Genomic DNA, 15,064 nt, shown 5'->3' with positions numbered 1-15,064 from the left:
TTTTAAATTCAAGTACTTTTAAGTTATTATTGTTGAATTTATAAATATATTTATATTTTAAATTAAAGTAATAATTAAGCAATTATTTTGTAGTGCATTCATATAATTAGTTGAATGTTATCTATATAATTGGTAGACTCGGCATAATGTTTAAAATTAGGAGTCGACATGACAAATAATAACAATCTGAAAAATGGTAAAAGAAAATTTTTCAGTATTGCTAATCTACCGTTTTATTATGGATGGGTAATTCTTTTTGTAGCTTCAATTGGAATTCTTGCAAGTATTCCAGGTCAGACAATGGGTGTATCTGTTTTTACAGATTATTATATAAGTAATTTAGAAATATCTAGAGTCCAAATTTCTACAACATATATGATAGGAACATTAGCTAGTAGTTTATTAATTCCTTATGCTGGAATATATTTTGATAAATTAGGTGCAAGGTTTGTTGCTGCTGTTTCTACATTATTTTTAGGGCTCTTTCTTCTATTACTTGGAAATTCTGAGAGAATTGTTAATTTTTTAACTAACAATATTAACCTACCTTATTTAGTTATTGTATTCATTGTAATGACTATTGGGTTTTTTGGAATTAGATTTTTTGGACAAGGTGTATTAACTTTAGTATCAAAAGGTATGGTTGCAAAATGGTTTGGACCTAGACGTGGATTTGCTGTTGGAATTATGGGTTTAATCACAGCTTTTGGTTTCTCCTTTGCGCCTCAACCTTTACATAAACTTATCCAAATTTTTGAATGGGATAGAGCATTAATAGTAATTGCAACTTTTTTAATCTTTATATTTTTACCAATAGTTATTTTATTGTATAGAGCGGATCCTAATAAATATGGTATTGAAGTTGAAGAGGGGATGAAAGAGAAAAAAGCTAAAACTAATAAAAGTGCTATGGACGCTAAGGTCGAAAAAACAGTTCAAGAAGCTAAAAAAGAACCACTATATTGGGTTATCTTACTAAGTTTAGGCTTTTGGGGTATGTTTAATACAGCTTTTACTTTTCATGTAGTATCTATTTTTAATGAGACTGGTTTAGATGCAGAACAAGCAGTTAGGATTTTCTTTCCTATTTCAGTAATATCTGTAATATCACGTTTTTTAGCAAGTTATTTAAGTGATAGAATATCAATTAAATATATTTATATTGCATATATTTCAGCATTAATTTGTGCAACGCTTTCTCTTTTTTTATTAAATGTACCTGGAATTAATTACTTAATTATAGTTGCTTTTGGTGTAGCTGGTGGTTTGTTTGGTATGTTAAATATTGTAACTTGGCCAAAAATTTATGGAAGAAAGCACCTTGGTGCCATAAGTGGCTTTGCAATGTCCATAGTTGTTGCAGGTAGTGCAATAGGGCCTTGGTTCTTTAGTATAATTAAAGAATTCACTAAATCTTATCATTTAGTTGGTCTATTTGGTATGATTATTACAATTCTATTTTTAATATTTGTATTAAGAGTAGATTGGACTGTAGAAAAATAAAAAATTAATATTATAGTTAAAAGAGAGCATTTAGCTCTCTTTTAAAATATTAAGATAATACTATTTTCTTTTCTTTTCTAACAAATAGATTTTTAATAAAGGTTAGAGGAAATACTAAGACTATGCCAATGATGATAGCAATTTCATTTAATAAATTGCTTTCTTTATTTCTCTTCCCTTTAAATCTATCTTTAAAAAATCCAAGTGTTATTCCATGAGCATTACCACCCATGATAATTCTAATTGTAGCTAAAATTCCATATGCTTTTTCTACTCCATAAGTTTCGATTACTCTTTTAAATGCCTCTATATCGTAATTTGATGATGAGTCTGCATAATGTTGAGCAAAGAATAGTGCGACTGCTTCATCCTTATTTACTGCAGCTAAATCGCCATCTAGAAACTGTGAAATTTCATCCTCTGTAGAGCCTGATTCTAATGCATGTTTTGTGTGAAGATAAGAGCACATTTTACAGCCATTTACTTGTGAGACTGCAAGCATTATGTGTGATTCAAAATTTTTATCAATAAGCTTTCTTTCTTTTCTAAATTTAGCCATTGAATATGTTCCTTTATCTACAACTTTTACAAAGTCACCAAATTTAAATACTTTTTCATTACTATGGTTATTCATTATTATTATCCTTTTTTTAGTTAATATTTCTTTTATTCTTTATTATTGTTTTCAAGATTTTCTTTTATTATTTCAATTGATTTAGTTAGTCCCTCAATTTCATCTATATTCATATTCTCATATAGTATTTTGTTTATATCTGAAGATATTTTCTTAAAGATAGGAATTAGCTTTTTCCCTTTATCAGTTAGTTCGATGTGGCAAGATCTACTATCATTAGGATTAATTATTCTGTTTATATATCCATATTTTTTTAAAGTTCTTAAATTAGATGTTAGTGTTGATTTAGGCTTATGGGTCGCTTCAACAATTTCGCTTATTGTAATAGGTCCGTCTTTTTTACAGAGAAGATATATAATCTCTTTGTGGGAAGGAACTATTTTTTCAAAACCATTAGCTTTTAATTCATTTTCAATATATTTGTCACTTAGATCTTTGATTATTGATATCTTTGATAATATTTCATTTGTATTCATGAAAGTAAAATAGTACTAGCTAGTACTAAAGTCAAGTAATTCTATAAAAAAAATATTTTTTCTAAATTTAAGAGATTTATTAAAGTTAGTTTTCTTTTTTTGAAAATAATTTAGTATTTATGTTATTATTTAAATAACTATGAGAATCGATACTATAAATAGAGAGATAAGAAGCGATAAGATAAAATATTTTTTATCTTATGAAGGTATAAAAACTGAAGTATTATATTTTGAAGGTGTTATTAAGCACAGAGAAAAATTAAATATCAGAGATGATATTGAATTTATTCCATTATTAAGAAATCACAGTTTTCTAGGATGGAGTAATCCTCTTAAAGCTTATGAAAGAACTAAATTTTGTATTGACAATCTTAAAGATGAAAAAAGAAATATTTCAGCACTTATGAGTTCAATAGTTGAATATTGTTTTTATAAATCACCTGAGTTTTCTAAAAGGGGAGATGCTTCAAGATTATATGATACTTTAGTTGATTTAATGAAGAGTGATTATAGTTTATCAAAAAAAGAAAATATTTCTTTTTATGATAATAGAGTTGATGATATAACATCTTGTATTAGTGATTATTTTTTAAATAACTATTCTATTAAAAATGTTGATAAGTTTATTAAAACTCAATTTATATCATTTAATCCTGATAAAGATAAGGTTTGTTTAATTGTTGATAGAGATAAAAAGAGTTTGAATAAAAAACAGTATTATCAACTTCTAAGAAAATGTAGTGAAAGTAATTATAAACTTTATATCTCTAACCCTTGTTTTGAATTTTGGCTATTATTACATTTTAATGAAGTTTTTGATATTGATAAAAAACTAATTGAAGATAATATGAAAATGATGGATATTGTAAATCCTCCCCATTTTACTGAAACAGAATTAATTAAATTGCTTCCAGAATATGAGAAGAATAATATATGTTTTAAAGAACTAAAAGAGAGAATATCCCTTGCTCTTAAAAATGAAAAAGCTTTTAGTGAAAGCCTTTTAGATTTAGAAGGAAATATTGGTAGTAATGTAGGATTGCTTATTAAAGAGCTACTAAGTGTGTAATATTATTCTTTTTGTAATAACCAATCTATTGCATTAATAATAATAATTCCATTTAGAGTTCTTTTTATATCATTATCTAGAGTTAATAAATATTTAGGATTATGATCTTTAATCATATTTAAGGGTTTTAGTTCTCTTTCTAGTGTTTTATTATCTCTAACAGTTGCACTAACTTGAAAATAAATTACAGCATTAGGATCATTAACTACAAAATCAATTTCATTAGTATTTATCTTACCTACATAGACCTCTTTAAATCTTCTCTTTAATTCTAAAAAAACAATATTTTCTAGAATATGTCCTATATCAGTATTTTTATTACCTATAAAGGTGTTTCTCAATCCAATATCTGAAACATAATATTTTTCTAAAGATTTTAAATATTTTTTTCCTTTTATATCATACCTTTGTGCTTTGTAAATGAGATAAGAATTTACAAATTCACTAATATATGATTCAACTGTTTGAACAGATATTTTTCTTCCATCAGATGTAAGAGTGTTAGCAATCTTTCTAATTGAAAGCGCATTTCCTATATTATCCATAATGAATGCTAAAATATCCTCTATTTTTCTTTTATCTCTAAAATTATTTCTTTGCATTATATCTCTTGAAATAATTGTTTCTAAAATTGAGCTTAATGCTTCAGTATATTGATTGTCATATTCATTAAGTGTTGTAAGGGAGGGGAATCCTCCTCTTAGTGTGTAGTTTTTATATAATCTTTCTAAAGATATAGAATCTTCATTAACTTTAGAAAATTCACTAAAAGATAAAGGCATCATTTCTATTTTTATATATCTTCCTGTAAGATATGTTGCCAATTCCCCAGAAAGAAGATGTGAGTTTGAGCCTGTGATATAAATATCTGTATTATCGTATCTGTATAAACTATTAATAACTTCTTCAAAATTTTTAACTTCTTGTATTTCGTCTAAGAAAATATAGTACATATCATTATCAACTAATAATTTTGATATGTAATTATATAAAGTTTCAACTTCTTTTAATTTTCTATTAGTAAAATCATCAAAATTTAAAGAAATAATTCTATCTTTAGCAACGCCATTTTTAATTAAATAATTTTTGAATTGAGTAAATAATGTAGTTTTCCCACAGCGTCTTATACCTGAAATTACTTTAATAAAATCTTTATCTTTGAATCCTATTAATTTATTTAAATACCTATCTCTACTAATCATATTTTAATTTACCTTAAGAATAGTATAAGTTGAAATTTGAATTATATAAAGTATTATACAACTATAATTATAAAAAAAAGTATAATAATATATAAGTATACTTTAATATATACTAGAATTTTATATACTTTTATAAAATATACTTAAATAAAGTTTATAAAATTTCATATTTTATATAACTATACTTTGATATAAATTGTATTTTTATCATTATGATAGTTCAATATCTTAATAATAATTCTATAAAAATTATTACACTGTATTATATTTAATATTCTTTTTTAATTTTGATTTTCTTTAAAAGTTGAATATTTAGATTGCAGATTATAAAATATTGCATTTTAGGTTAAAAAAGAATAATATAAATTATTAAATCTAATTTAGGAAATTAAACGATATATGAAATCAAGTGAACCTTCGATGAAAGATGTTGCAATCTTAGCAGGTGTTTCTACAGCAACTGTGTCCCATGTTATTAATAATAGTTGTAAAGTAAATGATAAAACTAGAATAAAAGTAGAAAACGCAATTGAACAATTGAATTATAAAGTTAATTCTACAGCTAGAAGGCTTAGAACTGGTAGTTCTAAGATAGTTGGTTTTGTTGTATCAAACTTAGCACACTATTTTTATCAAGAAATTGGTACTAAAATTGAAGAAATATTAAATGCCAATGGTTATGAAGTTTTCTATATTAATTCTCATGAAAATCCAGATAAAGAGAAACAACAATTAGATTTATGTAAATTAGAAGACTTTGCAGGTGTTATTGTTGTTCCTGTTCATGACGACTGGGCTGAAATGAAAGATGTTTATAGTAATATGCCTTTAGTCTTTATTGATAGAAAACCTGCTCATATTAGACGAGATGTAGTTTTAATTACTAATACTGAAAGTTCTTTTAATTTAACTAATGAGCTTATTAATAAAGGTGCTAAAAAGCTTGCTTTTATAGCTCCTCAATTAGATAACACTATGCAATTGAGATTAGATGGTTTTAAAGATGCAATGAATCAAAATTCAATAGCTATTGATGAAGATTGTATTATATTTAGAAATCATCAATCTAAAACTTATGCTGAATTAGCAGAAGATGAAGAATGGGAAAAAATCTTAGACTATGTTATTTATGAGAAAAAAGTTGATTGTATAGTATCAGGGAATGCTCTATTTGCATTCAGTGCAATTTCTTATTTTAAAAAGCATAATATTAAATTACAAAAAGATCTATATTTTGGAACTTTTGATAAAGCATTCTGGATGATGAATCTAAATGAAGAAATTGTTGTAGTTGAACAAGATACTAGTGCTATAGGGGAAAAGGCTGCATCCATTTTATTAAAAAGACTTAAAAAAGAGCCTTTTGTATATGATGAATATTGTATCGAAACTAAATTAGTGACTATCAAATAAATCAAAAATTATTATTTTATTTTAAAAAAAATAAAGAAGAGGAAGATATTTCTTCCTCTTCAATAGATATTATATGAATAGTATGAAAACTATACATTTAAGATTAAATAGTTGATGAATGTTTCTTTTGGTAACAGTCGAAACCTACAGCTACTATTAATACAAGACCTTTAACAATTAATTGCATGTAAGTACTAATATTTAATAATACCATTCCGTTTGTAAGTACACCGATTATTAATACACCAGCTACAACACCACTGATTTTACCAAATCCACCAGTAATAGATACACCACCTAAAACTACACAAGTAATAACATCAAATTCGTAACCAAGACCAGCTGTAGGTTGAGCTGAATTAGTTCTACTTAGCATTACGATACCTGCAAGACCTGCAAAGAAACCAGCTAATGTGTAAATTAAGAATTTTGTTCTACCAACTTTAATACCTGATAATTCGGAAGCTTCTTCATTACCACCAACTGCATAGAAATAACGACCAAAGTATGTTTTATTTAAGATAAAAGAACCTACTGCAAAACAAACAATCATTATGATAACAGGAACTGGAACCATTCCTAAATAACCTTGTCCAATTACTTTAAATCTTTCATCAAAACCATAGATTGGAACACCACCTGAGATGATATATGCAGCACCTTTAAATATGATTTGTGTTGCAAAAGTTGCGATAATTGCAGGAATACCAATTACTGATACTAATGCACCATTTAAGAACCCAATTGCAACTGCTAATAACATACTAAGTAATATGGCCATTGGAATACTCATTCCCATATTTACCATAAGATATGCACAAACAACGTTTACTATTGTAATTATTGAACCAGTTGATAAGTCAATACCTGCAATTAAGATAACAAAAGTCATACCAATAGATGCAATACCATACATTGAAACCTGTCTTGCAATTGTAAATAGGTTATTTGATGATAAGAATCTTGGATTAGCGATTGTAAAACCTATTACTAATAATAGTAATACAACCCATATAGCCTTAGCTTTAAACTGATTTAATATTTGATTATTTCTATCTTGTGTACTTATTTTTTCACTCATTATATTTCTCTCCCCTTAACAATTTGAGGCTAATGCCATAATTGCGTTTTGATCAAATTCATTCTTTTGTAATTCACCGGTGATAACACCTTCTGAAAATACGATAATTCTATCGCTCATACCAATTAATTCTTCCATTTCAGATGAAATTAAAATAACTGTTTTACCTTTTTCTACTAAATCATTAATGATTTTATAGATTTCAAATTTAGCCCCAACATCAATACCACGAGTTGGTTCATCTAAAATAATTAAATTTGAATTTGCTGCGAGCCATTTACCTAAAATAACCTTTTGTTGGTTACCACCACTTAAGTTTTTAACAATTTGGTTTATTGTTGGTGTTTTAATTAATAGTTCTGCAACTTGTTTATTAGTAATTTCTTTTTCTTTCTTTTCATTGATTTTACTAAGTGTTGAAAAATGATCATAAATTGGCATATTAATATTATGGTTAATTGAATTGTGCAATATAGCACCATGTCTTTTTCTATCTTCTGGTACTAAAGCAATTCCAAGTTCAATTGCATCTTTAGGGCATTTAGGATGAATTTCTTTACCGTTTAAAATAATCTTACCTGAATCTTTATGAACAGCTCCGAAAAGCATTTGAGCAAGTTCTGTTCTACCAGCTCCAACTAATCCGCCAATACCTAATACTTCACCTTTTCTAACTTTAATATTAACATCTCTATCTCCGTTACCACAAAGATCTTGAGTTTCTAATACAATTTCATCACTAATAGTGTTTTCTTTTCTAGGAGGATAAGATTCACTTAATTCTCTACCTACCATTAATTGAATCAATTCATCGACATTTGAATCTTTGGTAATTAAAGTATCAATATATTCTCCATCTCTTAGTACTACAATTTCACTAGATAATCTAAAGATTTCATCTAATCTATGGGAGATGTAAACAATTGCAACACCTTGAGATTTTAATAATTCACAAACTGCCATCATTGATTCAACTTCTTTGCTTGTTAAAGGAGCTGATGGTTCATCCATGATAAGGACTTTTGCGTTTAATCTAATAGCTTTTGCTATTTCTATCATTTGTTGGAACCCAACAGATAAGTTTCCACATAATTCTTTTGGATCGATATCTATGTTAAGTTGTTCGAAAGCTTTTTTAGCTTCTTCTTCCATTGCTTTTTTATCGATTACCATTCCCTTTCTAATAGGGTTACCTAAAAATAGGTTTTCAGCAGCTGATAATCCTTTAACATTGTTAAATTCTTGGTAAATTATTGCAATACCATTTTCTCTAGCTAATTGTGGGCTCATATGAGAAAATTCTTTTCCGTTTACAATAATTTTTCCTGATGTTGGAATAACTGCTCCAGAACAAGTTTTGATTAATGTAGATTTACCAGCACCGTTCTCTCCAATTAAACCTAAAATCTGTCCTTCTTTTAGTTTTAAAGATACATCATTTAGAGCTAGAACACCTGGATACTTCTTTACAATATGTTGTAATTCTAGTATGTATTCACTCATTATTTTTCCTCTTTGTTTAGGGTTAAATACCTTTTATGTTGCTATATTAAATATTTAATATAATCTAGTTTGTTGGTTTATTATAAAATGTATATGAAATATAGCAACAAAAGTTTATTGTTATGAATAATTCTAAAATAATATTTCTCTAATTATGATTTCGCCTATAGGGTTAGGTTTAATTTTTATTACTCTTATTATTCATACCTTTTTCATTATAATATCGTATAGTCTAAAATTATTAATAAAACCCTATTAATTAATAGTACTATTAAATTAATAGGGTTATTAATCTTCTGCTATTTATTAAATATATATCCTATTGGAAGTCTTTTAAGTATTCAGCAGCGTTAGATGCATCCATTACTGTTAATGGTCTGTAAATGTTTTGGTCGCTGAATGTTTCACCGTTTAATAGTTTTTCATATAATGCAACACATGCAGCAGCTGTTTTTTTGCTAGAACCTTCCATACCAACTGAAGCTCTTGATGCTTCACCGTTAATGATTGCTTCTAATTGTTGTTGAGTTGCATCAGCACTGAAGATACCCATATCTTCTGGAATGTTACCTTTTGTACTTGTCATAAATGCTTCGTTAGCTCCGATATCCCCACCAGCTCCGATTGAACATACAACTCTAACACCAGGATGAGCTTGTAAGATTGATTCCATTGCTGTTAATGAAGATGCTGCATCAATACCAGGTTGTTGTGCTACAACTTTGTATTTACCAGGTGCTTCAGCTTCTAAACCAGCTAAGATACCAGTTTCTCTTTCTAATAAGATAGGTGTTTGTGGGTAGTTAATAATTGCAACTTCTGCAGGAGCAGCACTTGTGTAATGTTCAGCGATAAATTTACCAGCTTCACTACCAATTGCGTTACCTAATTCAGTGTTATCTAAAACCCAGTTAACATCAGTGTTTGTCATCTTATCATCCCAACACATTACTTTAATGCCTTGTTCTCTAGCTGTTGCTAAATAATCTTCTAAAGCATTAGGATCTGATGGGTGTACCATGATTAAATCAACACCGTTTGTGATAAAGTTTTCAATTTGTTGGATTTGAGTTGCTGAGTTATCTCTACAACCTAAAATTGTGTAATCCCAACCTTTTGCATCCATTAAGTCTTCAACTTCACCAAATACGCCAGCCCAATAACTGTTTTCTAGAGATTGAATAGTAACACCTACTTTGTAAGTTCCATCATCTTCACTTTGTCCGTTTGCAAACATTGGTGTTACAACAAATGCTACAATTGCTAATGCGCTTAATAACTTTTTCATAAATTACTCCTTTTTTGAAAATAGTCTTTTTCTTTATTTATATTCAATTAATTATGAATTTCTACTTATTAGAAGCAAGTAAATGCTCCATCAATAATAAAATCACTACCAGTTGTGAAAGAACTTGTATCACCTGCTAAATAAACACAGATAGATTGTAATTCTTCAGGATTACCCATTCTTTTCATTGGTGCCATTTTATTCCATTCTGCAATTAAAGGTTTTAATTGTTCAGAATTTTTAATTAACTCAGTTGCCATATAACCAGGGCTAATAGTATTTACTCTAACTTTATATTTTGCCCATTCAATTGCTAATGATTTAGTTAGTTGGATAACTCCAGCTTTTGATGCATTGTATGCACATTGTGGTTGAGGAACATTAACAATGTGAGCTGACATAGAAGCTGTGTTAATAATTGATCCACCACCTTGTTTAATCATTACTTTACCAGCTGCAGTTGCTGTTAAAAATACACCACTTAAGTTAATATCAATAACTTTTTTCCATTGTGCATAAGTCATTTCTTCAGCAGGTTGATTAATACAAATTCCAGCATTACAGAAAGCAACATCAAGTCTATTATATTTTTCTAAAATGATGTCCATCATTTTATTTACATCATCTTCATTAGTTACATCAGTTTTAATTGCGATAGTGTCAGAACCATAAGTTTCTTTTAACATATCAGCAGTTTTTGTAGCTTCATCAATATCGATATCAACAATAGCTAAATCTGCACCAGCTTCTGCAAATGCAATAGCTACTGATTTACCAATGCCTCTTGCACCACCTGTTACAAATATTTTCTTACCATCAAGTCTCATTTTTTCTATGATACCCATTCTTTATATCTCCTAAATATATATTTAATAGTTTTTTTTATTTTCCTAAATATTCTTTTAAAGTAACTTCAATTCCAAGTTTGTCAATTTGAGTTTTGAACTTACTATAAGTTTCAATAACACCTTGATCTTCAATTCCTAAGAAATTCATAAATTCTTCATTATCTTTAATCTTTTCTTGAAGAGTATCTTTAAGTGGATCTTCAATTGGTATTTCATTACCTTCTTTATCTTCACCTTTTAAGAATTCAGCCCAAGCAGCTAATGATAGAATAAGAGCATCTCTTTCTTTTATTTCTAATAAAGGTTTAACAATAGCATTTGAAATCTTTTTAGAACCATCACTTGCTAAGCGAAGAAGTTTATCTTTGATATACTTATTAGAGAATCTATCAATCAATTGATCTTTATATTCTTCTAAATCAACACCAGGGACTGCATCTAAAGATTTAGTAATCTCTTCCATATAATGATTTCTAATGAAATCTTTAATTAAAGGATCTGTTATTCCATCATCTACATCTCTGTGACCTAATAAATAGGATGGATAGGATAGGGCACTGTGTGCTCCATTTAATAATCTAATTTTCATAAGTTCATAAGGAAGAACGCTTTCTACAATTAAGGCTCCAACCTCTTTAAACATTTGAACTTCAGGTATATCAATATCTTCAATAACCCAGGTTCTAAAGTCTTCACAATGAACACCACAAATATCACTAACATTATATTTTGTAGCTAATTCATCAATATCAACTTTTGATGTCGCTGGTGTGATTCTGTCTACCATTGTATTAGGGAAATTAACGTTTTCTTTTACCCAATCTAAAATTTCAGGATACTTGATTGATATAAATTCATATACACAACCTTTTAACATATTTCCATTTTCAGGGACATTGTCACAACTCATAACTGTAACAGGAGCTTTAGTTGTACTATATCTAATTTTAAAAGACTCAGCTAAAGCACCAATTACAGAAGAAGGAGACACAAAAGTTTTTAAATCATTTATAATAGCTCTATGATTTAAATCTAATTTATGGTTTTCACTATCATAGCAATAACCTTTTTCTGTTACAGTTAATGTAATAAGTTTAGTATTAGTTGAAGATAAAACTTCAAATACAGTTTTAGGATCAACAGTAGAATTAGCATAATTTGCAATTCCACCTCTAACTTCAAGTTTTTCATTACCAAAAGGATCTTTTTCTAAAATAGTGTATAGATAATCTTGATTCTTTAATGAAGTAGTGAATTCTTCTTTTGTAGGTATTAAATCTATTTCATAAACACCTTCTGTATAAATTCCCTTTTCCATTAAATCTTCAATATAAGATAAGAAGTGTGCTCTATGGAAAGCTCCAAGCCCAAGATGAACTAGAGATGGGTTTAAATTAGTGCGGTTATAATGTGGTACTTTAATTGAAGCAGCTTCAAATTTGGTTAAATTTTCATTTGAAAGTTTTAACATTTTCTTCTAAATCCTTTTCTTACAATATTTAATCGATTAAATAAATATTTAAAAATAAACAAATAATGAATATTTATTAATTAAATTAAAATTGTCTTTTTTAGTGTAACTCTTAACCTGTAATAGAAAAAATATATATAATTTCTTTTATTACAAGCAATTAACTAACATAAATAAATATAAGATCAATAAAATGAGTTGAAATATTTTGTTAATTAATTTTTCTATCGTTAATCTACCACTGTTTTATTTATCGCGCAAGGAAAAAAAATAAAAAAAATTTTAATCGATTAAAAAAATGTTGATTTTTAGCAAAAAAACGTCAAAAAAGAGGGGTGTTTTTATAATTAAAATGGTAATATTTCTTTACTAAGTAAGAAATTAATAATTTTTTTAAAAAACTTATAAAATATTTTTTTATCGATATAATTTTATAAAATAATATTAATGCATATACTTAACTAAATTTAAGTAAAAGTGAAAAATCAATAAAAAACTGATAAATTAAATAATTTTTCATTAATTTTTGGGTTAATTTGATGTAAAATTAGTATAAATGTATAAATATTGATAAAATATCAGAGAAAAAAGCTTTATTTTTCAATTAATCAGTTAATTTTTTTAAAAAATGTTTGCTTTTTACAATAACCTGTTCTATTATACGCTTATAATCGATTAAAAGTAGGGGTTTATGGATGTAGAGAAAGTTTCTATGAAGGATGTGGCTAATAAAGCGGGAGTATCTACAGCTACTGTATCGCATGTTATAAATGATTCATGTCCTGTAAAAGAAGAAACTAAGAAGCTAGTGAATGATGCAATTAAGGTATTAAATTACAAAGTTAATCCAATAGCAAGGAAATTAAGAAGTGGTCAATCAAAACTGATTGGGTTTGTTGTATCAAACCTTAGCCATTATTTTTATCATGAAATTGGATCAGCTATAGAAAAAGTATTGATTCAAAATGGCTATGAACTATTATATATTAATTCGCATGAAGATGCTGAAAAAGAGAAAAAGCAATTAGAGCTATGTAGATTAGAAGATTTAGCTGGAATAATTGTTATTCCTGTAAATAAAGATTGGAGTAGTATTGAATATCTTGTCAAAGGATTACCTCTAGTATTTATTGATAGAAAACCAATTAATATTAGACGAGATACTGTAATGATAACTAATTCTTTATCTGCTTTTAATTTAACTAATGAATTAATAAAGAGAGGAGCTAAAAAAATAGCTTTTATTTCATCTAAATTTGATTCAACTTTTAAAATGAGAGTTGATGGTTATAAGGATGCTTTAGAGCAAAATAACTTTAAGATAGATGATGAGTGTATTATATATGGGAGCAGACGACCTAAGGTATATAGTGAGTTAGCAACTGATCCAGAGATGGAAGAGAATTTAGATTTTTTATTAAATGAAAAAAAAGTTGACTGTATTATTTCAGGTAATGATTTATGTGCCTTTGGTGCTATTTCTTACTTTAAAAAGAGAAATATTAAACTTCAAAAAGATTTATTATTTGGAACTTTTGATAATGCTTTTTGGATGAATAATATTAATGAGGAAATTGTTTTAGTTGAACAAAATACAAGAGCTCTAGGGGAAAAAGCAGCAAACTTGTTATTAAGTAGAATAAATGGTGATACTTTTGTTTATGATGATTATAGATTAGAAACTAAATTGGTACTACTTAAACAGCAAAGTATTAATGAATTGTAGAAAATTTGATTGATTTATTGTTTTTTTTGCATATAAATTTAATCGATTAAAAAATATTTATTTAAAAGTTTTTATAAAATGTAGAACATAAGGAGTTAATAGTATGGCAAATATTGTAGCTTTAGGTGAATTGTTGATTGATTTTATTCAATATGGGGTAAGTGATATAAATAACCCATTATATGAAGCAAATCCAGGAGGGGCACCTTGTAATTTTTTATCTATGACTAAAAAATTAAATAATAATGCATTATTTATTGGAAAAGTTGGGGATGATAATTTTGGAAAACAATTAGAGGATGCAATTGTTAATGCAGGTCTTGATACAAGAGGCTTAGTAAAAAGTAAAAAATATCCAACAACACTTGCCTTTGTACATCATGATGAAACAGGGGATAGATCTTTCACTTTTAATAGAAGCGCTGATGCTAAAATTAATGAAGATGATATAAGAGAAGAATATTTTAAAGACCAAGATGTTTTTCACTTTGGAACTCTTTCTATGACTAATGAAGTTTGTAAAAAAGCAACACTTAAAGCAATAAGGATAGCAAAAGAAAATAATATGTTAATTTCTTTTGACCCTAATTTAAGAGCAAATTTATGGGATGATTTAGAAGATGCAAAAGAAGCTTTTAGAGAAGGTTTTAAAGTATGTAATGTATTAAAAATAGCAGATAACGAATTAGCCTGGTTTACAGGTGAAAAGGATCTTGAAAAAGCTATTAGAATATTTAGAGATGCATATGATATTGACTTAATCTTTTTAACATTAGGAAGAGATGGCTCTAAAGCTTATTATAAAGATATATGTGTATCAGCTCCAACTTTCTTAGAAGTTAAATGTGTA

General features: G+C 27.3%; 13 protein-coding genes. 5 read left to right on the top strand and 8 right to left on the bottom strand.

What is annotated here, in order from left to right; translation table 11 throughout:
* Nucleotides 1-168: 168 nt before the first annotated feature.
* Nucleotides 169-1,503 carry an MFS transporter gene (locus ACPKM0_RS07130; protein ID WP_472474667.1) on the top strand — a complete coding sequence of 445 codons (1,335 nt, stop codon included), beginning with the start codon at nucleotides 169-171 and terminating at the stop codon, nucleotides 1,501-1,503.
* 49 nt (nucleotides 1,504-1,552) lie between these two features.
* Here the strand turns inward: ACPKM0_RS07130 and ACPKM0_RS07125 are convergent, their stop codons facing one another.
* Nucleotides 1,553-2,137, bottom strand: coding sequence for a carboxymuconolactone decarboxylase family protein (locus ACPKM0_RS07125; RefSeq protein WP_472474665.1), 585 nt, complete (start codon nucleotides 2,135-2,137; stop codon nucleotides 1,553-1,555).
* A 32-nt stretch (nucleotides 2,138-2,169) separates the two neighbouring features.
* Nucleotides 2,170-2,613 carry a MarR family winged helix-turn-helix transcriptional regulator gene (locus tag ACPKM0_RS07120; protein ID WP_472474664.1) on the bottom strand — a complete coding sequence of 148 codons (444 nt, stop codon included), beginning with the start codon at nucleotides 2,611-2,613 and terminating at the stop codon, nucleotides 2,170-2,172.
* A gap of 139 nt (nucleotides 2,614-2,752) precedes the next feature.
* Between ACPKM0_RS07120 and ACPKM0_RS07115 the strand changes: the two genes are divergently transcribed.
* A complete protein-coding gene (locus tag ACPKM0_RS07115) occupies nucleotides 2,753-3,682 on the top strand; it encodes an RloB family protein (RefSeq protein WP_472474662.1) in 930 nt (309 codons plus the stop codon).
* 2 nt (nucleotides 3,683-3,684) lie between these two features.
* Here the strand turns inward: ACPKM0_RS07115 and ACPKM0_RS07110 are convergent, their stop codons facing one another.
* Nucleotides 3,685-4,884 (bottom strand): ATP-binding protein, encoded by a 1,200-nt coding sequence (locus ACPKM0_RS07110; RefSeq protein WP_472474660.1) that lies wholly within the window; start codon nucleotides 4,882-4,884, stop codon nucleotides 3,685-3,687.
* Nucleotides 4,885-5,283: 399 nt separating this feature from the next.
* On the opposite strand from ACPKM0_RS07110, the gene ACPKM0_RS07105 reads away from it, so the two are divergent.
* Nucleotides 5,284-6,297 carry a LacI family DNA-binding transcriptional regulator gene (locus ACPKM0_RS07105; RefSeq protein ID WP_472474658.1) on the top strand — a complete coding sequence of 338 codons (1,014 nt, stop codon included), beginning with the start codon at nucleotides 5,284-5,286 and terminating at the stop codon, nucleotides 6,295-6,297.
* A gap of 103 nt (nucleotides 6,298-6,400) precedes the next feature.
* Here ACPKM0_RS07105 and ACPKM0_RS07100 read toward each other — a convergent pair whose 3' ends face one another.
* The 5 genes from ACPKM0_RS07100 to ACPKM0_RS07080 form a co-directional block, all read right to left on the bottom strand.
* Complete coding sequence (locus ACPKM0_RS07100) at nucleotides 6,401-7,378, bottom strand: ABC transporter permease (protein ID WP_472474656.1); 978 nt, start codon at nucleotides 7,376-7,378, stop codon at nucleotides 6,401-6,403.
* Nucleotides 7,379-7,393: 15 nt separating this feature from the next.
* Nucleotides 7,394-8,881, bottom strand: a complete 1,488-nt coding sequence (locus ACPKM0_RS07095) for a sugar ABC transporter ATP-binding protein (RefSeq protein ID WP_472474654.1) — start codon at nucleotides 8,879-8,881, stop codon at nucleotides 7,394-7,396.
* Between the two features lie 319 nt (nucleotides 8,882-9,200).
* Nucleotides 9,201-10,169 (bottom strand): sugar ABC transporter substrate-binding protein, encoded by a 969-nt coding sequence (locus ACPKM0_RS07090; protein WP_472474652.1) that lies wholly within the window; start codon nucleotides 10,167-10,169, stop codon nucleotides 9,201-9,203.
* Nucleotides 10,170-10,237: 68 nt separating this feature from the next.
* Nucleotides 10,238-11,014, bottom strand: a complete 777-nt coding sequence (locus tag ACPKM0_RS07085; protein WP_472474650.1) for an SDR family oxidoreductase — start codon at nucleotides 11,012-11,014, stop codon at nucleotides 10,238-10,240.
* A 37-nt stretch (nucleotides 11,015-11,051) separates the two neighbouring features.
* Nucleotides 11,052-12,488 (bottom strand): mannitol dehydrogenase family protein, encoded by a 1,437-nt coding sequence (locus ACPKM0_RS07080; protein ID WP_472474648.1) that lies wholly within the window; start codon nucleotides 12,486-12,488, stop codon nucleotides 11,052-11,054.
* Between the two features lie 691 nt (nucleotides 12,489-13,179).
* Here ACPKM0_RS07080 and ACPKM0_RS07075 point away from each other — a divergent pair.
* Nucleotides 13,180-14,214, top strand: a complete 1,035-nt coding sequence (locus tag ACPKM0_RS07075) for a LacI family DNA-binding transcriptional regulator (RefSeq protein WP_472474646.1) — start codon at nucleotides 13,180-13,182, stop codon at nucleotides 14,212-14,214.
* A gap of 103 nt (nucleotides 14,215-14,317) precedes the next feature.
* On the top strand, nucleotides 14,318-15,064 hold a 747-nt coding region (locus ACPKM0_RS07070; protein WP_472474644.1), incomplete at its 3' end, for a carbohydrate kinase family protein.

It is taken from the genome of Pleomorphochaeta sp., assembly GCF_050031695.1.
Lineage (GTDB): Bacteria > Spirochaetota > Spirochaetia > Sphaerochaetales > Sphaerochaetaceae > Pleomorphochaeta.
This window is presented reverse-complemented; position numbering and strand designations above follow the sequence as displayed.

Excerpts from the sequence above, each read along its gene's own strand:
- ACPKM0_RS07075 (WP_472474646.1), top strand. The coding sequence starts at position 13,180 with ATGGATGTAGAGAAAGTTTCTATGAAGGATGTGGCTAATAAAGCGGGA.
- ACPKM0_RS07100 (WP_472474656.1), bottom strand. The coding sequence starts at position 7,378 with ATGAGTGAAAAAATAAGTACACAAGATAGAAATAATCAAATATTAAAT.
- ACPKM0_RS07080 (WP_472474648.1), bottom strand. The coding sequence starts at position 12,488 with ATGTTAAAACTTTCAAATGAAAATTTAACCAAATTTGAAGCTGCTTCA.
- ACPKM0_RS07105 (WP_472474658.1), top strand. The coding sequence starts at position 5,284 with ATGAAATCAAGTGAACCTTCGATGAAAGATGTTGCAATCTTAGCAGGT.
- ACPKM0_RS07115 (WP_472474662.1), top strand. The coding sequence starts at position 2,753 with ATGAGAATCGATACTATAAATAGAGAGATAAGAAGCGATAAGATAAAA.
- ACPKM0_RS07110 (WP_472474660.1), bottom strand. The coding sequence starts at position 4,884 with ATGATTAGTAGAGATAGGTATTTAAATAAATTAATAGGATTCAAAGAT.
- ACPKM0_RS07090 (WP_472474652.1), bottom strand. The coding sequence starts at position 10,169 with ATGAAAAAGTTATTAAGCGCATTAGCAATTGTAGCATTTGTTGTAACA.
- ACPKM0_RS07085 (WP_472474650.1), bottom strand. The coding sequence starts at position 11,014 with ATGGGTATCATAGAAAAAATGAGACTTGATGGTAAGAAAATATTTGTA.
- ACPKM0_RS07130 (WP_472474667.1), top strand. The coding sequence starts at position 169 with ATGACAAATAATAACAATCTGAAAAATGGTAAAAGAAAATTTTTCAGT.
- ACPKM0_RS07125 (WP_472474665.1), bottom strand. The coding sequence starts at position 2,137 with ATGAATAACCATAGTAATGAAAAAGTATTTAAATTTGGTGACTTTGTA.
- ACPKM0_RS07095 (WP_472474654.1), bottom strand. The coding sequence starts at position 8,881 with ATGAGTGAATACATACTAGAATTACAACATATTGTAAAGAAGTATCCA.
- ACPKM0_RS07120 (WP_472474664.1), bottom strand. The coding sequence starts at position 2,613 with ATGAATACAAATGAAATATTATCAAAGATATCAATAATCAAAGATCTA.